Source organism: Thiohalobacter sp. COW1 (genome assembly GCF_016629505.1).
Taxonomy (GTDB): Bacteria; Pseudomonadota; Gammaproteobacteria; order Thiohalobacterales; family Thiohalobacteraceae; genus Thiohalobacter; species Thiohalobacter thiocyanaticus_A.
The window spans coordinates 1,122,104-1,140,685 of the sequence record NZ_AP024239.1 but is presented as its reverse complement, the minus strand read 5'-3'; the positions used below and the strand labels follow the sequence as shown (position 1 = coordinate 1,140,685).

At 66.0% G+C, this 18,582-nt stretch carries 23 protein-coding genes; 14 read left to right on the top strand and 9 right to left on the bottom strand.

Annotation, left to right across the window (positions count from 1 at the left end):
- Positions 1-69: 69 nt before the first annotated feature.
- From COW1_RS05295 to COW1_RS05280, 4 genes are all read left to right on the top strand, one after another.
- Positions 70-1,560 (top strand): S8 family peptidase, encoded by a 1,491-nt coding sequence (locus COW1_RS05295; RefSeq protein ID WP_201345636.1) that lies wholly within the window; start codon positions 70-72, stop codon positions 1,558-1,560.
- Between the two features lie 80 nt (positions 1,561-1,640).
- Entirely contained in the window at positions 1,641-2,825 is a 1,185-nt protein-coding gene (locus tag COW1_RS05290; RefSeq protein ID WP_096366124.1) for an alanine--glyoxylate aminotransferase family protein, read from the top strand.
- Positions 2,826-2,970: 145 nt separating this feature from the next.
- Positions 2,971-3,600: a hypothetical protein gene (locus COW1_RS05285; protein WP_096366125.1), complete on the top strand. Its 630-nt coding sequence runs from the start codon at positions 2,971-2,973 to the stop codon at positions 3,598-3,600.
- 22 nt (positions 3,601-3,622) lie between these two features.
- Entirely contained in the window at positions 3,623-4,612 is a 990-nt protein-coding gene (locus tag COW1_RS05280) for a hydrolase (RefSeq protein WP_096366126.1), read from the top strand.
- A gap of 3 nt (positions 4,613-4,615) precedes the next feature.
- Here the strand turns inward: COW1_RS05280 and COW1_RS05275 are convergent, their stop codons facing one another.
- On the bottom strand, positions 4,616-4,909 hold the full coding sequence (locus COW1_RS05275; protein ID WP_096366127.1) for a hypothetical protein: 294 nt from the start codon (positions 4,907-4,909) through the stop codon (positions 4,616-4,618).
- A 161-nt stretch (positions 4,910-5,070) separates the two neighbouring features.
- Here COW1_RS05275 and COW1_RS05270 point away from each other — a divergent pair, with 161 nt between their 5' ends.
- Entirely contained in the window at positions 5,071-5,319 is a 249-nt protein-coding gene (locus COW1_RS05270; protein WP_201345635.1) for a hypothetical protein, read from the top strand.
- A 65-nt stretch (positions 5,320-5,384) separates the two neighbouring features.
- Positions 5,385-6,233 carry a DUF3014 domain-containing protein gene (locus COW1_RS05265; protein ID WP_096366128.1) on the top strand — a complete coding sequence of 283 codons (849 nt, stop codon included), beginning with the start codon at positions 5,385-5,387 and terminating at the stop codon, positions 6,231-6,233.
- A gap of 1 nt (position 6,234) precedes the next feature.
- On the opposite strand, the gene COW1_RS05260 is transcribed toward COW1_RS05265, so the two are convergent.
- The 3 genes from COW1_RS05260 to COW1_RS05250 all read right to left on the bottom strand — a co-directional run bounded on the left by COW1_RS05260 (position 6,235) and on the right by COW1_RS05250 (position 7,665).
- The gene (locus COW1_RS05260) at positions 6,235-6,714 is read right to left on the bottom strand and encodes a DsrE family protein (RefSeq protein ID WP_096366129.1); all 480 of its coding nucleotides are present in this window, start codon (positions 6,712-6,714) and stop codon (positions 6,235-6,237) included.
- A gap of 145 nt (positions 6,715-6,859) precedes the next feature.
- Positions 6,860-7,066, bottom strand: a complete 207-nt coding sequence (locus COW1_RS05255) for a cold-shock protein (RefSeq protein WP_096366130.1) — start codon at positions 7,064-7,066, stop codon at positions 6,860-6,862.
- Positions 7,067-7,251: 185 nt separating this feature from the next.
- Entirely contained in the window at positions 7,252-7,665 is a 414-nt protein-coding gene (locus tag COW1_RS05250) for a hypothetical protein (RefSeq protein WP_096366131.1), read from the bottom strand.
- 74 nt (positions 7,666-7,739) lie between these two features.
- On the opposite strand from COW1_RS05250, the gene COW1_RS05245 reads away from it, so the two are divergent.
- From COW1_RS05245 to COW1_RS05220, 6 genes are all read left to right on the top strand, one after another.
- Complete coding sequence (locus COW1_RS05245; RefSeq protein WP_096366132.1) at positions 7,740-7,988, top strand: hypothetical protein; 249 nt, start codon at positions 7,740-7,742, stop codon at positions 7,986-7,988.
- Between the two features lie 19 nt (positions 7,989-8,007).
- A complete protein-coding gene (gene arfB / locus COW1_RS05240) occupies positions 8,008-8,424 on the top strand; it encodes an alternative ribosome rescue aminoacyl-tRNA hydrolase ArfB (protein ID WP_096366133.1) in 417 nt (138 codons plus the stop codon).
- Positions 8,425-8,591: 167 nt separating this feature from the next.
- Positions 8,592-9,890 carry an ergothioneine biosynthesis protein EgtB gene (gene egtB, locus COW1_RS05235; RefSeq protein ID WP_201345634.1) on the top strand — a complete coding sequence of 433 codons (1,299 nt, stop codon included), beginning with the start codon at positions 8,592-8,594 and terminating at the stop codon, positions 9,888-9,890.
- Positions 9,887-10,858 carry an L-histidine N(alpha)-methyltransferase gene (gene egtD / locus COW1_RS05230; RefSeq protein WP_201345633.1) on the top strand — a complete coding sequence of 324 codons (972 nt, stop codon included), beginning with the start codon at positions 9,887-9,889 and terminating at the stop codon, positions 10,856-10,858. The genes egtB and egtD overlap by 4 nt, the downstream gene beginning before the upstream one ends.
- A gap of 34 nt (positions 10,859-10,892) precedes the next feature.
- The gene (recQ, locus tag COW1_RS05225; RefSeq protein ID WP_201345632.1) at positions 10,893-12,728 is read left to right on the top strand and encodes a DNA helicase RecQ; all 1,836 of its coding nucleotides are present in this window, start codon (positions 10,893-10,895) and stop codon (positions 12,726-12,728) included.
- Between the two features lie 120 nt (positions 12,729-12,848).
- Entirely contained in the window at positions 12,849-13,352 is a 504-nt protein-coding gene (locus COW1_RS05220; RefSeq protein WP_096366136.1) for a DUF1269 domain-containing protein, read from the top strand.
- Between the two features lie 280 nt (positions 13,353-13,632).
- On the opposite strand, the gene COW1_RS05215 is transcribed toward COW1_RS05220, so the two are convergent.
- From COW1_RS05215 to COW1_RS05205, 3 genes are all read right to left on the bottom strand, one after another.
- Positions 13,633-13,980, bottom strand: a complete 348-nt coding sequence (locus COW1_RS05215; protein WP_201345631.1) for a cytochrome c — start codon at positions 13,978-13,980, stop codon at positions 13,633-13,635.
- Positions 13,981-14,006: 26 nt separating this feature from the next.
- A complete protein-coding gene (locus tag COW1_RS05210) occupies positions 14,007-14,333 on the bottom strand; it encodes a cytochrome c (RefSeq protein ID WP_096366138.1) in 327 nt (108 codons plus the stop codon).
- A 203-nt stretch (positions 14,334-14,536) separates the two neighbouring features.
- Positions 14,537-14,761: a DUF2970 domain-containing protein gene (locus COW1_RS05205; RefSeq protein WP_201345630.1), complete on the bottom strand. Its 225-nt coding sequence runs from the start codon at positions 14,759-14,761 to the stop codon at positions 14,537-14,539.
- Positions 14,762-14,906: 145 nt separating this feature from the next.
- On the opposite strand from COW1_RS05205, the gene COW1_RS05200 reads away from it, so the two are divergent.
- Both COW1_RS05200 and COW1_RS05195 read left to right on the top strand, forming a co-directional pair.
- Positions 14,907-15,815, top strand: a complete 909-nt coding sequence (locus tag COW1_RS05200; RefSeq protein ID WP_201345629.1) for a sulfotransferase — start codon at positions 14,907-14,909, stop codon at positions 15,813-15,815.
- A gap of 15 nt (positions 15,816-15,830) precedes the next feature.
- Positions 15,831-16,781 carry a glycosyltransferase family A protein gene (locus COW1_RS05195; protein WP_096367547.1) on the top strand — a complete coding sequence of 317 codons (951 nt, stop codon included), beginning with the start codon at positions 15,831-15,833 and terminating at the stop codon, positions 16,779-16,781.
- A gap of 56 nt (positions 16,782-16,837) precedes the next feature.
- Here the strand turns inward: COW1_RS05195 and COW1_RS05190 are convergent, their stop codons facing one another.
- Both COW1_RS05190 and COW1_RS05185 read right to left on the bottom strand, forming a co-directional pair.
- Positions 16,838-18,001: a M20 family metallopeptidase gene (locus COW1_RS05190; RefSeq protein WP_096366143.1), complete on the bottom strand. Its 1,164-nt coding sequence runs from the start codon at positions 17,999-18,001 to the stop codon at positions 16,838-16,840.
- 30 nt (positions 18,002-18,031) lie between these two features.
- Entirely contained in the window at positions 18,032-18,544 is a 513-nt protein-coding gene (locus tag COW1_RS05185; RefSeq protein WP_157745519.1) for a GNAT family N-acetyltransferase, read from the bottom strand.
- Positions 18,545-18,582 lie beyond the last annotated feature (38 nt).

The following is an 18,582-nucleotide window of genomic DNA, read 5'->3' as shown; positions in this document are numbered from 1 at the left end:
CTGTCACACGATCGCGCAGTACCCGACATGCACAGAGTTGATTGATGTCGTTGAACCCGGAGAAGCATTGTGTTTGAAATCTGGAAACGTCTGGTGCTGCCGGTACTGCTGGCCGGCTTCAGCCTGTCCGCCCTGGCCGCGGAGACCCATGATCGGCTTCTGCTGCGATTGCAGGAGGGCGTCGATGAGACCGCATTCCTGCAGCGGATCGGCGAGCGTTTCGCGCGCGATTTCGTCATTCAGCGCCGTCTCGGACATACCCTGGTGCTGAATTTCACTCCCGCCCTGCCACGCACCGCGGCTGCGGATCTGGCAGTGCAGGTCGATTCACTGCCGGAGGTGATGTATGCACAGCTGCCGGGCGGCCGCCTGCAGCCGCAGTTCGTGCCCAACGATGCCCTCTATCCCAATCAGTGGCATCTGTTCGATACCTACGGCATCAATGCCCAGGAGGCCTGGGATCGCACGCGCGGCAGCAGCAGCGTGGTCATCGCCCAGGTCGACACCGGCATCCTCGGCCACGAGGATCTGGACAGCGGCCGCGTGCTACCCGGATACGACTTCGTCTCCGACCCCTTCATGGCCAATGACGGCGACGGCATGGACGCCGACCCCACCGACCCCGGCGACGCGGTGGCCCAGGATGAATGCGGCAACGGCAACGATGCGGCAGACAGTTCCTGGCACGGCCTGCTGGTGGCCGGCATCATGCTGGCGACGGCCGACAACACCCTGGGCGTGGTCGGCGTGGATCATCGCGCCCGGCTGCTGCCGGTGCGTGCCTTCGGCAGGTGCGGCGGGGACTTCGTCGACATCCTCACCGGCATGAGCTGGGCGGCCGGGCTGCCGGTCACGGACGAGGCGGACAACCCGATCCCCGACAATCCCAACCCGGCCGATGTGATCAATCTCAGCTTTGCCGGCAGCGGCTCCTGCGATCCCGTCATCCAGGACATCATCGACCAGATCCGGGCCCGCGGCGTGGTGCTGGTGGCGGCGGCCGGCAACGAGGGCATGCCGGATATGAGCAGTGTGCTGCCGGCCAACTGTACGGGGGTGATCGCGGTGGCGGCCACCACCCGCACCGGCGATCGGGCCGGGTATTCGAATTACGGCGCGGAGATCGAGATTTCCGCCCCCGGCGGGGAGGGATTCGAATCGATCCTGACCCTTCACAACACGGGCGATATCACAGCGGAGTTCGATGATTACGCGGCCTTCAACGGTACCAGCATGGCCGCGGCGCAGGTCAGTGCGGCGGTGGCACTGATGCGCGCCGTGGATGGCGATGTTTCACCCGCGACCGTGACCAGCCTGCTGATCAACTCGGCGCAGCCCTTCCCCGGGGGCAGCACCTGCGCCACGACGATCTGCGGGGCCGGCATCCTGGATCTGGATGCCGCCCTGCAGCAGGTCGCGCAGTCCGGCTCGGCCGCCGTGGACAGCGGCGGCGGGGGCTGCATGCTCGCAGGACAGGATCGCCATGACCTCGGGCTGACACTGCTGCTGACGCTGCTGCTGGTGGGCCGTCTGGCCGGGCGGCGTGCCTCCAATCCGTAACGTCGCTGTGTGTATTCCCCCGGCCCGGGGTGCTAGAATCCCGAGCCTTTGAGTCAATTATTCCAGCAGTCGAGGTCACCATGACGCAGTCCTTTCATCCCCCCGTTCGTACCCTGATGGGTCCCGGTCCGTCCGATGTGAACCCGCGCATCCTGGAGGCCATGAGCCGGCCCACCATCGGCCATCTGGATCCGATGTTCGTACAGATGATGGACGAGATGAAGGGCCTGCTGCGCTATGCCTTCCAGACCGACTATGACCTGGCCATGCCGGTCTCCGCGCCCGGTTCGGCCGGTATGGAGACCTGTTTCGTCAACCTGGTCGAGCCGGGCGACAAGGTCATCGTGTGCCAGAATGGCGTGTTCGGCGGCCGCATGAAGGAGAACGTCGAACGCTGCGGCGCCACCCCCGTGATGGTGGAAGACGAGTGGGGCCGGGCGGTGGACGTGCACAAGGTCGAGGACGCGCTCAAGGCCAATCCGGATGCGAAGATCCTGGCCTTCGTTCACGCCGAAACTTCCACCGGCGCCATGTCGGACGCCAAGGCCCTGGCCGAACTGGCCCGCCGGCATGACTGTCTGACCATCGTCGATACCGTCACCTCGCTGGGCGGCTGCGAGCTCAAGGTCGGGGAGTGGGGGCTGGACGCCGTCTATTCCGGCACTCAGAAATGCCTGTCCTGCGTGCCGGGCCTGTCGCCGGTCACCTTCAGCGAGCGCGCCCTGGAGGTGGTGAAGAACCGCCGGCACAAGGTGCAGAGCTGGTTCCTGGATCTGAACCTGGTGCTGGGCTACTGGGGCTCGGGCGGCAAACGTGCCTATCATCACACCGCACCGGTCAACACCCTGTATGCCCTGCACGAGGCCCTGGTGCTGCTGCAGGAGGAGGGCATCGAGAATGCCTGGACCCGCCACCGCAAGCATCATGAGGCGCTCAAGGCCGGTTTCGAGGCCATGGGACTGAACTTCGTGGTCCCGGAAGGCGAGCGCCTGCCCCAGCTCAATGCCGTCACCATTCCCGAGGGGGTGGAAGACGCCGCCGTGCGCACGCGCCTGCTGACGGAGTACAACCTGGAGATCGGCGCCGGCCTGGGGGCCCTGGCCGGCAAGGTCTGGCGGGTGGGGCTGATGGGCTTTGCCTGCAACCGCACCAACGTGCTGACCTGCCTGGGCGCGATGGATGCCGTGCTCAGCGATATGGGCGCGAAGATCGACGCCGGCAGGGCGGTCGAGGCGGCCATGGCCTGTTACCGTGGGCAGGACTGACACCGCGAGAGGCACTGGCCTACAGGCGCCGGCGCCGGCTGCCGACGGCGGGATCCGCGGCCGCGTGATCTGTGAGCCATTCATTTGACAAGCCGGTCGGGCAGGCTGTTACAGTGACAGGCTGTAATCGACCATGAGGTAGAGCATGATGGCATTTGTTTCCGATTTCAGTCAGTCACTGCGCAAACTGCTGCCGGCCCTGGCCGCGGGCGTGGTGCTGGCGGGGGCGCTGGGCAGCGCCGGTGTGCGCGCCGAGTCACCGGCTCCGGGCGCGCAGCAACAGCAACAGCAACTCAGCCCGGAACAGACTCAGCAGGTGCAGCGTTTCCAGCAACTGCAGGCCGAACTGCAGGGACTGCAGCAGCAACTCGGCGCGATCCAGGAGAAGACCCTGGAGGCACGGCCCGAACTGGCGCAGCAGCAGGAGGATTTCGAGCAGCTGGTGATGGAGCAGATGCGCGCCAACGGCCATCAGCCCGAGCAGGAATTCGAACAGATCCAGGCCCTGCAGGAAAAGGTCCAGGACCAGAACCTGTCCGAAGATCAGCGCCGCGGTCACTACGACGAATATCGCCAGGCGGTGATGGAATTCCAGCAGGCCCAGCAGCAGGTCATGCAGCAGGAACAGGTGCAGTCGGCCCGCCAGGAACTGAACCAGGCCATGCTGACCGCGATGAAATCCGAGGATTCCAGGACCGAGTCGCTGCTGCAGGATATGCAGAACAAGCAGCAGCAGATGATGGAGATCCGCAACTCGGTCATGGGCGGGCAGTAAGCACGCAACTCCCCGTCCCGGCATGGACCGGTCGACTGAGACCGCCTCGGGACGCCACCAGGCCGATTTCCGGCCGGCCTGGTGGCTGCCATCGCCACATCTGCAGACCCTGTGGCCGGTGCTGGCGCGCCGGCCCCGGCGCCTTGCGCTGGCCCGCGAGCGAGTCGAACTCGCCGATGGCGATTTCATCGATCTGGCCGCCTGCGGTCCGGAATCCGGACCGGGGGTGCTGATCATCCACGGGCTGGAAGGCTCGCTGAGCTCCCACTACGCCACCCCCCTCCTGCATGCCCTGGCCGCGGCCGGCTGCCGCGCCCGGTTCATGCACCTGCGCGGCTGCAGTGAGGAGCCGAACCGCCTGGCCCGCAGTTACCATTCCGGCGCCAGCGACGATCTGCGCGAGGTGCTGGCCTGGCTGCGCGCGCGTGATTGCGCGCCACGGGCCGCGGTGGGCTTCTCCCTGGGCGGAAACCTGCTGCTCAAGCACCTGGGCGAAAGCGGCGCGGACAGTGGTCTGGAGTGCGCCGTGGCCGTGTCGGTCCCCTTCCGGCTGGAGGCTGCGGTACAGCGAATGAATAAAGGGATTTCAAGGATATATGGAAGATATCTCCTCAATCGCTTGAAATTCTCCTATCGCCGCCGCTGCCGGCACCGGGCGGCAGTGCTGGAGGTGGATCTGGATGGCATCGACAGTATCCGCGCCTTCGACGACCGCATCACCGCCCCGCTCAACGGCTTTGCCGATGCCGCTGACTACTACCGTCGCTGCAGCGCTGCCGGCTTTGTCGGTGCCATCGTCACACCGACCCTGATCCTGCATGCCCGTGACGACCCCTTCATGTATCCCGATACGGTGCCGGACCCCGGCGATCTGGGGCCGGGCGTGACCCTGGCGCTGTCCGCGCACGGCGGTCATGTCGGCTTCGTCGCCGGACGCTTCCCCTGGCGGCCGGTCTACTGGGCCGAGCAGCGTATCCTGGCCTGGTTGCGCCCACGTCTGCTGCTGCCCTGAGGCTTACTTCTCCAGCCGCTCGAGCAGGTGCTCGAGCTTCTGCGCCACCACGTCCCAGACCGCCATCGGCCCGGCCTGACGGATCTCGTCCTTTTCCCACTGCTCCTGTGGCGTCTGCCTGAGTGTTTCGACCTTGCCCGCCAGCGCCTGGCGCTGGTCCCGGATTTCGGCCAGTTCTGCATGTGTGGCAGGTGTGACGCCCTTGCTTCCGGCCCGGGCCATGAGTTCGTCAATGCGCTTGAGCCGTGCCTCGTACTCCCGGATGTGCTGTTCGATCAGCTGGTCGGTGTGGTTCATGTGTCTTCCCTCTGCCTGTCAGCACGCTGCCTGACCGGAAGTATTGTTCGAGACGGGCCGATTTCAAGCCCCCGTCCGGCGGCGGGTTGAATCCGACAGCCGCCGACTCCAGTCTGGAAACTCGACTATGCTTGACATGCATTTCAATCACGGAGGTGGACATGATGGATGCGGCTCAATGGGAAACCGCCCGACTCGATCCAACCGCGGTCTTTCGCCGTCCCCGCGAACTGATGGCGCGGGCCGATCTGAGCGATGCACAGAAGATCGAACTCCTGCGGCGTTGGGAATACGATGCCCGCGAACTGGAGATCGCCGAGGAGGAGAACATGCCGGCGCCCGGCGAGTCTGATGATCTGCTGGACGAGATACTGGACTGCCTGCGCCAACTGGAGGCGGGTGCAAGTTAGCGGGATTTTCCCCGGCCGATGGATCAGGCACAATGCCCTGACATGGATCCAGCCGGCGGGGGTATATGAACAGGACAATCCTGGCGATTGTGGTGGTATTGGTGGTGCTGGGCGCACTGTATTTCTGGCAGCAACCGCCGCCGCAGACGCTCACCCCCGCTCCCGAACCTGCCCGCTCCATACAGGAAGCCGAACCCCCGGCTCCAGAGTACCCGGTGCCGGAGCCGTCGTCGGCCCTGGATGCCGGTGACGGCGGCGGGATGGAGCCGCCGCCGGGGGCCGCGCCGGCGCCGGGACCGGAGCCCGCGCCGCCACTGCCCGCACTCGGCGAGAGCGATCCGCTGGCCGCCCAGGCCCTGCAGACCGTATTCACCGCCGGCGATGCCCTGGGATTGTTCAATATCGACGGTTTCATCCGGCGTCTGGTGGTGACCGTCGACAATCTGCCGCGGACCAGGTTGCCACTGAAGCAGCTGGCGGTACAGACCGCGCCGGAGCGGTTTCTGGTCCGGGCCGGCGCGGGCGAGGATGAATATTTCATCCGGCCGGAGAACTACCGCCGCTACATCCCCCATGTCCGTCTGCTGGAATCCCTGGATACCGCGACCTTCGCCGGGCTCTATATCCGCTATTACCCGCTGTTCCAGGCCGCCTACGAGGAACTCGGCTATCCCGACGCCTACTTCAACGACCGCCTGGTGGAAGTGATCGATCACCTGCTGGCCACGCCCGAGGTCAGCGACCCGATCCGGCTGGCGCGCCCGCATGTGTTGTATCAGTACGCCGATCCCGAACTGGAGGCGCTGTCAGCCGGGCAGAAGACACTGATCCGTATCGGACCGGACAATGCCCGCCGGGTGAAGGTGAAACTGCGCGAGATCCGTGCGCGCCTGACCCGGCTCGAGATCGAGTGAATCAGCGCATGTAGGCGTAGCCTTCCTCCTGCTGCAGGCGCACGATCTCGGCATCCGCCATCGGCACCATCTGCACGAAGCCGTGTATATCCTTCGGGGCATAGCCGTGGCCCCGCGCGGCAATGCGGCACATGCGGAACTCGATGATTCCGCCGACCGTCAGGCTCTGGGCGCGGCGCATCAGTTCCCGGTAGCGGTCGTGATTCTCCAGGGCGAAGAAGTCGATCTCGCCGCCGTGCAGGACCAGCACGATGGAGGCATCGAACGGATCGGCGCCGTAGACATTATTCAGATAACTGGCACGATCGAGCACACCCTCGAACTGTTCCATGCTGCCGGCGCTGACATCGTAGAGCACCTTGTGCGGTGCATACTCGATCTCGAGCTGGTTATCGGCCGCCGTGCCCCAGGGGGCATTGTCGCCGGCGGCGACGGCGAGGTTGCAGATCAGCAGGAGGGGAAACAGGATCAGGGCGCGCATGTGAGCTCCTTGTGCGGATGGGTCGTCAGACCCCGCATATTACCGCTCCCCGGAATTCAATGCATGCCCCGCATTTCCCACGCCGGAAAAAACAAACCCCGCACCTTAGCGCGGGGTCTGCATGCTCATTGCCGCTGCAGCGAGCTCAGCCCTGGGCCACGACGTTCGCGGCCTGCGGTCCCTTGGGCCCCTGTTCGACATCGAAGGTCACGGACTGACCCTCGAGCAGGGTCTTGAAGCCCTTGCCCTGGATCGCCGAGAAATGCACGAAGACATCCGAACCGCCGTCCTCGGGAGTAATGAAGCCGAAGCCCTTGGATTCGTTGAACCACTTCACAGTACCTGTAGCCATGAAACATACCTCTAGCACTTGACTGACGATGATGACAGATTGCATGCGAGGAAGACGGCGTGGGGAGGGCGCAAGCCAGACACCTGAGTTCATGCAATCAATTTCAGTTTACCCCAGCATCCGCATATGTACAGTAAAAAAGCGCCGGTTTTGTCATGTTGCTGTCATCCGCTCCGGATGTGCATTCAGGGCAGCTGAAAGCCGCCGCCGGGCATGCCGCCGCCGAATCCGCCTCCGGGACCGCCCATGCCCTCACCGCCACCTTTGGGAAGGACAATGGAGGAAGCCGCCTCGCGGCGCATCTCCTCGAGTTCCTGCATGGTGCGTTCCACGGCCTGCTCGGTCGCCTCGCTGAACTTGTCCACGGCCTCAGCCAGGGTGGCGGCAGGGATCTCGAAGTTCAATGGCAGAGCCCCGGCAGGGGTCATCAGTTGTGCCTGTCCCACATAGACCACTGTGCGTCCGGGATCGGTGGCGCCCTCGGCGGTGACGGGAGTCAGCACCCGGATACTGCCCACCCGGCGGTCGGTGATCACTTCCTCGCGATACAGATCGGCGGCGTCCATCTGCGGGCTGTCGAGGCTTTCATCCTGTTGCATGGTCGCTTATCCTCATGGATGGTTTCAGTTGGACAACAGCCTAGCAGATTTGCACGCCAGGCTGGGAGGGGAACATGCCGATCGATCCCGAAGACACCGACCGCGACGGGCTGCTGCAGCGCAGGGAGGCCCTGCGTGAGCGTCTCGATGCGATAAAGCAGGATTATGCCGCCGGCCTGGATCCCGATTCGGGGGAGCGTGCGCAGCAACTGGAGAACGCCGAAGTGCTGGCGGCCATCGCCCGCAGCACCGCCGAGGAACTGGAGGAGGTCGAGCGCCTGTTGCAGGGGCTGCCGGCAGAAGGGGGGCCGCGGAAGGACTGAGTCCGGCCGCAGCTGTGCCATGGACCTGCAGATCACGCCCGAGCTGACATTGCCGGAGGAGGAACTCGAGATCAGCGCGGTGCGGGCCCAGGGCGCCGGCGGCCAGAACGTGAACAAACTGGCCACGGCCATTCATCTGCGCTTCGATATCCCCGCCTCCTCGCTGCCCGAGACCTGCAAACAGCGGTTGCTCGCCCGCCGCGACCGCCGCATAACCCGCGACGGGGTGCTCGTGATCAAGGCCCAGGCCGCACGCACCCAGGAGCGCAACCGTGCCCAGGCCCTGGAGCGCCTGCGCGAGTTGATTCGCAGCGCGCTCACGCCGCCGAAACGGCGAATCCCCACCAAGCCCTCGCGCAGTGCGCGCCAGCGCCGGCTGGAAGCCAAGAAACGCCGGGGCCAGGACAAGGCGCTGCGGCGCAAACTGGATGTTTAACTATCCTCAATGCATGCCTGCATGCGGGCGCCTGTTGCGCGGACTGCAATAACCCTGTCTTTTCTGCGCCTGCGTTTGCAGCCGCCATGGCGTCATGGCACTCTCCGGGACAGTCCCGGCGTCGTGATTCCCGCACGGCGCTGCAGGAAACGACTGAAGGAACGGGCATGAGTCAGACCCTGACGCAGGAACGCGATGCCGGCAGCAGCCTCCCCCTGCTTGATCGGCAACAGGCACGGCACGACTATGGCGCGGTACGGGCCATTACCGAAACCCTGTGCCGGCCGCTGCAGCCGGAAGACTGTCTGCTGCAGAGCATTACCGAGACCAGCCCGCCCAAGTGGCACCTGGCGCACGTGAGCTGGTTCTTCGAGACCTTCCTGCTGCAGGAATACCTGCCCGCCTACCGGCCCTTCAATCCGCGCTTCCGCTACCTGTTCAATTCCTATTACGAGCAACTCGACGGCTACCACCCGCGGGCGCGGCGCGGGCTGTTGTCGCGCCCGGACCTGGACACGGTGTATCGCTACCGGGCCTGGGTCGATGAACACATGCAGGCCCTGATCGATCAGGCGGAGGCAGAACACTGGCCGGATATCGCGCTGCGGCTGGCCATCGGGCTCAACCACGAGCAGCAGCACCAGGAACTGATTCTGACCGATCTCAAGCACAACTTCTGGGTCAATCCGCTGCTGCCGGCCTATCGCGAGGAGCTGCCGCGGTCCGAAGGCCGCGCCGCGCCGCTGGACTGGCATGAATATCCGGGCGGCGTGCAGGAGATCGGCTGCGGCGGCGACGGCTACGCCTTCGACAACGAACGGCCCCGGCATCGGGTCTACATCGCGCCCTGGCGCCTGGCCAGCCGGCCGGTGATCAACGCCGAATACCTCGCCTTCATGGATGCCGGCGGCTATCGCCGGCCCGAACTGTGGCTGTCCGACGGTTGGGCGACGGTGCAGCGTCTGGGCTGGCGGGCGCCGCTGTACTGGCTGCAGCAGGATGGCGACTGGTGGCAGTACACGCTCGGCGGCCTCAGACCGCTCAATCCCGATGAGACGGTCTGTCACGTGAGCTACTACGAGGCCGATGCCTTTGCCCGCTGGGCCGGAAAGCGCCTGCCCGGCGAGCAGGAATGGGAGGTCGCCGCGGCGCAGCGGCCCGTGGCCGGCAACCTGCGCGAGGCCGGCCGGCTGCATCCGGGCATCGCCACGGCGCCGGGTCTGCAGCAACTCTACGGCGATGTGTGGGAATGGACCTCCAGTCCCTACACGGCCTATCCCGGCTACCGGGCCCCGGCCGGCGCACTGGGTGAATACAACGGCAAGTTCATGTGCAATCAGCAGGTGCTGCGCGGCGGCTCCTGCGTCACACCGGCAGACCATGTCCGACCCAGTTATCGCAATTTCTTCTATCCCCATGACCGCTGGCAGTTCATGGGGCTGAGACTGGCGGAGGATGCGGAATGAATCCGCCGCACGAATCTGCCGTGCAATTCCATGATATGCACCCGCCGGCAGAGGATCTGCGCGCGGAGGTGCTGCATGGCCTGGCACAGCGCCCGCGGCGTATTCCGCCCAAGTTCTTCTATGACCAGCGCGGCTCGGAGTTGTTCGAGGCCATCACCGATACCCCGGAGTATTATCCCACCCGCACCGAACTTGGTTTGCTGGAGGCGCACGGCGAGGCGATGGCGGAACTGCTCGGCCGCGGCGGTGTGCTGTTGGAACTGGGCTCGGGCAGCAGCCGCAAGATCCGGCTGCTGCTCGACGCCCTGCGGCCGGCACTCTACATGCCGCTGGACATCTCACGAGAGTTCCTGCTGCTGTCCGCCGGTGAACTGGCCCGTGACTATCCCGCTATCCGGGTGCACGCCGCCTGCGTGGATTATTCACAGGGCCTGGCGCTGCCCGCACTGCCGGAAGGGCTGCCGCGCGCGGCTTTCTTCCCCGGCTCCAGCATCGGCAACTTCGAGCCGGACCAGGCCCGGCAGCTGCTCGCGCATGTCACCCGCGCCCTGGGTCCGGGCGGCCGGCTGCTGATCGGCGTGGACCTGCAGAAGGACCCGGCCATCCTCAACGCCGCCTATAACGATGCTGCCGGTGTGACCGCTGCCTTCAACCGCAACCTGCTGGTGCGCATCAACCGCGAGCTGGGCGCGGATTTCGACCTGGCGCACTTTCACCACCGGGCCTTCTACGCCCCCGGGCACGGTCGGGTCGAGATGCACCTGATCAGCGACTGCCTGCAGCAGGTGCGGCTGGACGGTCAACGTTTCCGGTTCGAGGCCGGCGAGGGCATCCATACCGAATGCTCCTACAAGTACAGCGTGGATGGTTTTCAGACCCTGGCGGCCCGGGCCGGTTTCGCGCCGCTGGCGGTCTGGACCGATCGCGATCAGTTGTTCAGCGTACACTGCCTGGAGGTGGCCGCCTGAGCGGCGCCGATCCCGATCGGGTAGAATGAGGCGGATGGACCCGCAGCCCCACACCCGCGACGATCCGGCCGAGGCGGCCCGCCGCGTCCTGCGTGACACCTTCGGTTACACCGATTTCCGTCCTCACCAGCAGCGCATCATCGAGCAGCTCACCGTCGGCGAGGACGCCTTCGTACTCATGCCCACCGGTGGCGGCAAGTCCCTGTGCTACCAGATCCCGGCCCTGCTGCGATCCGGCACGGCGCTGGTGGTCTCGCCCCTGATCTCACTGATGCAGGATCAGATCGCCGCCCTGCAGGCCAACGGCGTGGCCGCGGCCGGCTACAACTCGAACCTGGACAGTGACAGCGCCCGCCAGGTGTTGGCACGTCTGCACGCCGGTGAGCTGGACCTGCTCTATGTCAGCCCGGAACGGCTGCTGAGCGAGGGCTTCCTGGAACGCCTGCAGGAGATCCCGCTGGCCCTGATCGCCATCGACGAAGCCCATTGCGTGTCCCAGTGGGGGCATGATTTCCGGCCTGAATATGCCCGCCTGGGCGGGCTGGCCGAGCATTTTCCGGACGTGCCGCGCATCGCGCTGACGGCCACCGCTGATGTCCAGACCCGCGCCGATATCCTGCGGGTGCTCAGACTGACAGGCGCACGCGAGCACGTCACCGGTTTCGACCGGCCCAACATCCGCTACACCGTGCTGGAGAAGCACAAGCCCTTCGAGCAGCTGCTGGCCTTTCTGGAGACGCGTCCGGAGCAGGCCGGCATCGTCTATGCCCTGAGCCGCAAGCGGGTCGACGAGGTGGCGCAGCGGCTGGCCGAGCGCGGTCTGCGCGCCGCCGCCTACCACGCCGGCCTGCCGGGCGAGCAGCGTCGCCGGGTGCAGGAGGACTTCCTGCGCGACCGGCTCGACCTGGTGGTTGCCACGGTAGCCTTCGGCATGGGCATCGACAAGCCCAATGTGCGCTTCGTCGTCCATTACGACCTGCCGCGCAACATCGAGGGCTATTATCAGGAGACCGGGCGGGCAGGGCGCGACGGCCTGCCGGCCGAGGCGCTGCTGCTGCACGGCCAGCAGGACATCGTCACCGCCCGCCGGCTGGTGGACAATACCGAGGATCCCGACCAGCGCCGCATCGAGCTGCACAAGCTCAATGCCATGGTGGACTTCGCCGAAAGCGGCGTGTGCCGCCGGCGTATCCTGCTGCACTACTTCGACCAGAGCCTGGAGCGGGACTGCGGCAACTGCGATGTCTGCCTGGATCCGCCCGAGCGCTTCGATGCCACGGTGCCGGCGCAGATGGCTCTGTCGTGCGTGTACCGGGTCGGCCAGCGCTTCGGTATCAAGCATGTGGTCGATGTATTGCGCGGACTGGACAACGAACGCATCCGCCGACTCGGTCATGACCGTCTCTCCACCTACGGCATCGGCAGCGAGACCAGCGAACAGGACTGGGTGTCCATCGTGCGCCAGCTGATCCACCTGGGCTACCTGACCCAGGACGTCGCCAACTACTCGGTATTGAAACTCACCGAACGTGCCCGGCCGCTGCTGCGCGGTGAGCGGAACCTGGAACTGGCCCGGCCGCGGGTGCGCGAACGCAGCCGCAAGCGTCCGCGTGCCGCCGCCGCGGAAGGTCCCTATGACGAGGCCCTGTTCGAGGAACTGCGCGCCCTGCGCAAACGCCTGGCCGAGGCCCAGGGCGTGCCGCCCTACATCATCTTCGGCGACGCCAGCCTGATCCAGATGGCGCGCGCCAGACCCCGTGACGCCGAGGCGCTGCTGGCCATCAGCGGCGTCGGCCAGACCAAGTTCGAGCGTTACGGCAGCGACTTCCTGCAGACGATCAGCGCCTGGTGTGAGGCGCAGACGTCATAAGAAAATATGATCACCGGTCATTCAATCATTCATTCGCCGGGCATTGTCAGCCGGCTGTTCTGAACTAGGCTTGGGGTAACGGGCGTATCTGTCTGTCCGCACACTTACTGGAGGTGGACGATGAGACGACTCTATTTTCTCCTGCCTGACCTGGAAGTGACTCACAAGGCGGTCGAGGAGCTGCTGCTGCAGCGAATCGACGATCGTCATATACATGTCATGGCCCGGGACGACAGCGAACTGGGTGACCTGCCCCGCGCCTCGCTGGCCCAGCGCAGCGACTTCATTCCCGGCATTGAACGCGGCATCACCTTCGGCGGAGCGACCGGCATCGTCGCCGGACTGGTGGCCCTGCTGATGCCGGAGGTGGTGATCACCGGCGGGGCGATCCTCGCCATGGGCCTGGTCGGTGCCGGCATGGGCGCCTGGGCGGGCGGCATGATCGGCCTGGATGTGCCCAACAGCCAGATGCGGCGCTTCGAACAGCCGCTGGCGCAGGGACAGATCCTGCTGATGGTGGATGTCCCCAAGGGCCGGGTGCACGAGATCGAGGCATCGGTGCGCAAGCATCATCCCGAGGCCGGCTACGGCGGTACCGAGCCCACCATTCCCGCCTTTCCCTGACCCGGCTGCCCAGCACATAAAAAAGGTTCATCGCACATTTCCGGGGAAGGCAAGCCAACCCGCCCAGCCGGCAGGCCGTGGCCTATGGCCGTCATCCCGGCGCAGGCCGGGATCCAGATGCCGCGGCGGTCTGGATTGCGGCCTTGGCCGCAATGACGGATGCAGGCCTGTTTGTCTGCGCGCATGGGCCTCGGCTCTTGAGCACCCCGCAAATCTGCCAAGAACCATAAAAAAGGCCCCGCCATGGCGGGGCCCTGCCCGGGGTGCAGCCGAGCCGGGATCAGCGTTCCAGGGTGCGCGGATCCTTCGGTGCCATCAGTCCGTTGCGGGAGGCATACCAGGCCGCGACGGCCTCGATGTCGGCCTCGGACAGGCCGGCGGCCATGGGTGCCATGATGGCGTTTTTGCGCTCGCCGCTCTGATACTGGGCCAGGGAGTAGGCCAGGTAGTCGGCGTGCTGACCGGCCAGGCGCGGGTACATGGGATTGTCGCTGTTGCCGTCCACGCCGTGGCAGGCCTGACACTGCTGTTCGGCAATCTGCCGTCCGCGTTCCAGGTCGCCGCCGGCCTGCACGGCGCCCGCCGCGGTCAGCAGGCAGGCGGATGCAATATATGACAGGGCTTTCATCGGTTCACTCCTCGGTGCAATCGGTGTCAGTTCCCAAGCTGGGAGAAATAGGCGGCGATATCCTGCATGTCCTGCTCGCTCAGCGACGCGGCCTGGGCATGCATGGTGCCATGCGGGCGCTGGCCGTCCTGATAGGCCTTCAGCGCGTCGACGATGTACTGCGCGTGCTGGCCGCCGAGTTTCGGCACATGGAAGGTCGGGTAGGCATTGTTGTAGCTGGGGACGCCGTGGCAGCCCATGCAGGTGAAGGCCTTGTCCTTGCCGGCGACCGGATCGCCCGCGGCGGCCGCACCCAGCGGCAGGCAGCCGGCGGCAGCCAGCATCAGCAGCCCTGATAGATGCTTTGTCTTCATAGTCCTCGCTCTCGTGGTTACGGGTTGGTGGTTTGTGTTTATTTGTGTGAGGCTCGGACCGGGCGCGCCGGGAGGGCGTCTTGTTCTGGTTTCGGTTCCGGCCGGTTTTCGCCCGATTATAAACAAAATCGTCTCAATATCACGCTTTTGCACGGCGATGATAACAGGTGCTTGTAGCCCCATAACCCAGGTTTTGGGTCGCGTTATACGCCCGCCGCGCTGAGCACCCCCTGCACGACGAACCAGATCGTGAGGATGAACGCCAGGGTCGCCACCAGTCCCACTGCGATGTAGACCAGGGGGCGGCCGCGGGTGAAGTCCTCCTCGTGCCGGCTGCTGCCCTGCACGCCGAAGAAACTCGCCAGTACGCTGAACACCACGCGGCGCAGGGGCGGTGACGGCGGTGTGTGATCGGATGAATCCGGCATGGAACTCCCCCTCGGGTTGATGTCTGCGCCCCAGTCTATCGACTTTGACCGGTGCATGTAAGGCCGATCGGCCTCCGGCCTGCCCGCAGCCGGGGCAGGGCTGTATACTGTGCCCTTCGTTGTGCAGCCCGGACCGATTCCGACCGTGACTTCGCCCCTGCCCGCCAGCCCGCCCCGGCCCAACCTGTTTCTGATCGGGGCGATGAAATCCGGTACCACCAGCCTGCATGCGCTGCTCGCCATGCATCCCCAGGTGTTCATGTGCGAGCCGAAGGAGCCGTGCTATTTCCTGGACCCGGACCAGCTCAGGCGCTACTGGCCGGAGATGTGGGAGCGCCGCTACTGGGAGAGCGAGGCGGCCTACCTGAAGCTGTTTGCCGCGGCCGGCGATGTCCCCGTCATCGGCGAATCCAGTACCGACTACAGCAAGCTGCCGCGGTTTGCCGGCGTGGTGGAGAGGATCCGGGCCTTCAATCCGCAGGCGCGCTTCATCTACATCATGCGCGATCCGGTCGAGCGCACCCTGAGCCATTACTGGCATATGGTCACGCACCGGGCCGAGCGCCGGGATATGCTCATGGCGCTGCGCGAGGAGCCGCACTACCTCGAGGTCAGCCATTACGCCCGCCAGCTGCGGCCCTATCTCGACGCCTTCACGGGAGAGCGCATTCTCACCCTGACCTTCGAGGCGCTGCAGTCGGATCCGCTCACTACGGTGCAGCAGGTATTCGCCTGGCTGGGCGTGGACCCCGATTTCGTGCCGCCGGATCCGGCCAAGCGCGAAAACGTCACTGCCGAACGCGTCCAGCAGGTCAGCGGCAGGGGGTTGCTGCACCGGCTGCGCCACTCCCGGTTGTGGGACCGGGTCGGCCCCTGGGTCCCGGCGGGCGTGCGCAGGCTCGGTGTCAGGCTGTCCCAGAAGGAGGTCGATCGCGCCGACGTCGACCGCCGGGCGGCCGTGGACTACCTGCGTCCGATCCAGCGTGAACAGACCGAGGAACTCCGCCGACTGCTCGGCTGCGACTTCCCCGAGTGGAAGACCCTTTACGGCTGAGCCGAGCGCATGCCCATGCCCGACCATTCCCCCCGGTTCTCGGTCATCATCCCCGCCTACAACAGCGAGGCGACCATTGCTGCCGCCATCGATTCCGTGTTGGCGCAGAGCTGGCCGGCACACGAGCTGATCATCGTCGACGACGGCTCCAGCGACGCTACCGCCGACCGCATCCTGGCCTATGGCGAACGGGTCCGCTACATCCATCAGTCCAACGCCGGCGTATCCGCCGCCCGCAATCATGGCATCCGCGCCGCGAGCGGCGACTGGCTCGCCTTTCTGGATGCCGACGATCTGTACCTGCCCGACCGCCTGAGGTGGCATGCCGAATGGATACAACGCAATCCGGGGCTGGATTTCTACGTCGGCAACTTCGAACACCGCGATGAGACCGGCAGGCCGCTCGGCACCGGCATGGCAGGCACCGCGGTCGGTCAGCGGCTGCTGGAGCAGGCCGGCGGCCGGCGTGAAGTCATCATGGAAGGCGAGGATATCCTGCAGTTCATCGAGCACCAGTTCTCCGACGTCCGCTGCCTGAGCGTACCCAAGCCGCTGATGGAGGCGGTCGGCGGTTTCCCTGCGGGCATTGCGGTGGGCGAGGACGTCTATTGCATCGTCCAGCTGTGTGCCCGCGCCCGGGCCGTCGGCGTGATCACCGCGCCGATGGCGGTATACACCGTACATGACACCGGGGCGATCCGTTCCGACAGCCTGCGGGCGCAGGCCGAATCCGTGGTCACCTTCACCCGGCTGCGGTCAGATCTGCGGGATGCGGATCCCGGTGTGGGCCGGGCGCTCAGGGCCCTGGTGCGGCGGGTACGGCGCGACTGGGCCACGGCGCTGCTGCGCCAGGGGCGGCGCGCGGAGGCGATCAGGGCGATCCTGCCGGAGTTGATCGAATCCCCCGGTCCGACGGCACTGCGTGACCTGCTGTCGGTGCTGCGCGGCGTCAAAGGCCGGGCGTAGGAGGGGTGAAGCGCAGCGCAACCCATCGCAATCGGCATGATGGGTTACGCTGCGCTTCACCCCTCCTGCTTCACGCAGGCCTCGTAGATCATGGCCGTGTACAGCCGCGCAGCGCGGCGCACTTCCTCCAGCGCCACATGCTCGCCGCGGGTGTGGGCGACCTCCAGCCGGCCCGGGCCGCAGATCACCGGCACCGCGCCGCTCTGGTGGAACAGGCTGCCGTCGGAATGCGAGCGGAAGGCCACCGGCTCCCAGGCCAGTCCGCAGGCGCCATAGGCTGCGCTCAACGGCGTCAGCAGGGGATGGTCGGCAGGATTGGCGTAGCCGGGGCCCCAGAAGATGTTCTCGTACTCCAGCCGGCAGGTCGGGTGCGTCTCGCGGGCGCGCAGCATCGCCATCTCGATCAGACCGTCGACCTCGGTCCGGTCCACTCCCGGCGGGGCATGGATGTCGATGGCGGCCTCGCAGTCCTCGGCTACCACGAACTGATCGGCGCCGCCGCGGATTTCGCGCGGATTGATGGTGAGCTGGCGCGCGAACTCGGCCTCGCTGCCGACCTGGAGCAGCTGCTGCATCCATTCCAGCATGGCGTGGATGGCGCTGGCGCCGACCTCGGGCAGTGCGGCATGGGCGCGGGTGCCGCGCGCACTCAGCCGGCACTCGTAGTAGCTGTAGTGATTGATGCAGGGCGTGAGTCCGGTGGGTTCGCCGATGACCACCAGCGGCGCGGTATGGGCCTGCAGCAGGGCCTCGGCGCCGTCGCCGTATTCCTCCTCGCCCACCACCAGGGCGATGCACAGCCCGTGTTTGAATTCCGCGCCGGCCTCGTGCAGCGCGGTCACCGCCTCGACGATGGCGGCGCAGCCGGACTTCATGTCGGCCGTGCCGAGGCCGTGCAGGACGTCATCCTCGCGGCGCAGGGCCTGCTCCTCCTCGTCGATCATGGGTACGGTGTCGACATGCCCGACCCACATGAAGGCCGGCGGGGTCGGGCCGAGCTGGACGATCAGATTGGCGCGGGCATCGCCCATGGTGCCGCCTGGGGTTTCCACCGGCTGACGCAGGTAGCTGATGCCGGCCTGCGCCAGCTGCGAGGCAAACACCTCCATGGCCGGCTCCTCGGCGAAGGAGGGGCTGTACTGGGCCACGGCCTCGGTCAGCAGTTCGACCAGGCGGTCATCGTTGATCTGTTCCAGTATGTCTTTCAGTGACTGCGTCATGATCCAGGGTCTCGCTGTCCGGTGGCGGCTTCAGTCCAGGCCTTCATCGCGCAGGCGCTGATAATCGGGGTGACTGGTCAGGTTCTTGCTCAGGTAGACGTGCTTGTCCTCGTTGCCGAAGCCGTGACGGTGGAAGAAGGCGATGGCGGCCGCGTTGGCCGCGTCGGTGTCCACGATCATCATGCGGGCGCCGGTCCGGATGAAGGTCTCGGTCAGGGCGTCGACCAGCTGCGAGGCGATGCCGCTGCGCTTGAGGTCGGGCTCCACCGCCAGCCACATCAGGTAGCCGTAGGTCCAGGCGCTCTTGCGCTTGTTGATCAGGGTGCCGAGCGCGAAGCCGACCACCCGGTCGTCACGCTCGGCAACCAGGCAGTACTCGCCATCAGAGGAGAACAGCCCGACCGCCTCGTACTCGTCCCAGGTCCGGTACAGGCTGGGCCATTTGTCGGCGGTGAACACACGCTCGCCCAGGGCGTAGACGGTGGAGAGATCCTCGAGTTCCATTTCCCGGATATGGAGGGCGGCGGCGGGATCGGTGGACATGGTCATGATGCCTTTGTTGCGGTTCGAAGTGACAGTCG

Coding starts and splice junctions, on each gene's coding strand:
- COW1_RS05210 (WP_096366138.1), bottom strand. CDS start 14,333: ATGAAGACAAAGCATCTATCAGGGCTGCTGATGCTGGCTGCCGCCGGC.
- COW1_RS05220 (WP_096366136.1), top strand. CDS start 12,849: ATGAGACGACTCTATTTTCTCCTGCCTGACCTGGAAGTGACTCACAAG.
- COW1_RS05245 (WP_096366132.1), top strand. CDS start 7,740: ATGCCGATCGATCCCGAAGACACCGACCGCGACGGGCTGCTGCAGCGC.
- recQ (WP_201345632.1), top strand. CDS start 10,893: ATGGACCCGCAGCCCCACACCCGCGACGATCCGGCCGAGGCGGCCCGC.
- COW1_RS05185 (WP_157745519.1), bottom strand. CDS start 18,544: ATGTCCACCGATCCCGCCGCCGCCCTCCATATCCGGGAAATGGAACTC.
- COW1_RS05265 (WP_096366128.1), top strand. CDS start 5,385: ATGAACAGGACAATCCTGGCGATTGTGGTGGTATTGGTGGTGCTGGGC.
- COW1_RS05285 (WP_096366125.1), top strand. CDS start 2,971: ATGATGGCATTTGTTTCCGATTTCAGTCAGTCACTGCGCAAACTGCTG.
- egtB (WP_201345634.1), top strand. CDS start 8,592: ATGAGTCAGACCCTGACGCAGGAACGCGATGCCGGCAGCAGCCTCCCC.
- COW1_RS05215 (WP_201345631.1), bottom strand. CDS start 13,980: ATGAAAGCCCTGTCATATATTGCATCCGCCTGCCTGCTGACCGCGGCG.
- COW1_RS05280 (WP_096366126.1), top strand. CDS start 3,623: ATGGACCGGTCGACTGAGACCGCCTCGGGACGCCACCAGGCCGATTTC.
- COW1_RS05195 (WP_096367547.1), top strand. CDS start 15,831: ATGCCCGACCATTCCCCCCGGTTCTCGGTCATCATCCCCGCCTACAAC.
- COW1_RS05290 (WP_096366124.1), top strand. CDS start 1,641: ATGACGCAGTCCTTTCATCCCCCCGTTCGTACCCTGATGGGTCCCGGT.
- COW1_RS05270 (WP_201345635.1), top strand. CDS start 5,071: ATGATGGATGCGGCTCAATGGGAAACCGCCCGACTCGATCCAACCGCG.
- COW1_RS05255 (WP_096366130.1), bottom strand. CDS start 7,066: ATGGCTACAGGTACTGTGAAGTGGTTCAACGAATCCAAGGGCTTCGGC.
- arfB (WP_096366133.1), top strand. CDS start 8,008: ATGGACCTGCAGATCACGCCCGAGCTGACATTGCCGGAGGAGGAACTC.
- COW1_RS05260 (WP_096366129.1), bottom strand. CDS start 6,714: ATGCGCGCCCTGATCCTGTTTCCCCTCCTGCTGATCTGCAACCTCGCC.
- COW1_RS05205 (WP_201345630.1), bottom strand. CDS start 14,761: ATGCCGGATTCATCCGATCACACACCGCCGTCACCGCCCCTGCGCCGC.
- COW1_RS05275 (WP_096366127.1), bottom strand. CDS start 4,909: ATGAACCACACCGACCAGCTGATCGAACAGCACATCCGGGAGTACGAG.
- egtD (WP_201345633.1), top strand. CDS start 9,887: ATGAATCCGCCGCACGAATCTGCCGTGCAATTCCATGATATGCACCCG.
- COW1_RS05190 (WP_096366143.1), bottom strand. CDS start 18,001: ATGACGCAGTCACTGAAAGACATACTGGAACAGATCAACGATGACCGC.
- COW1_RS05250 (WP_096366131.1), bottom strand. CDS start 7,665: ATGCAACAGGATGAAAGCCTCGACAGCCCGCAGATGGACGCCGCCGAT.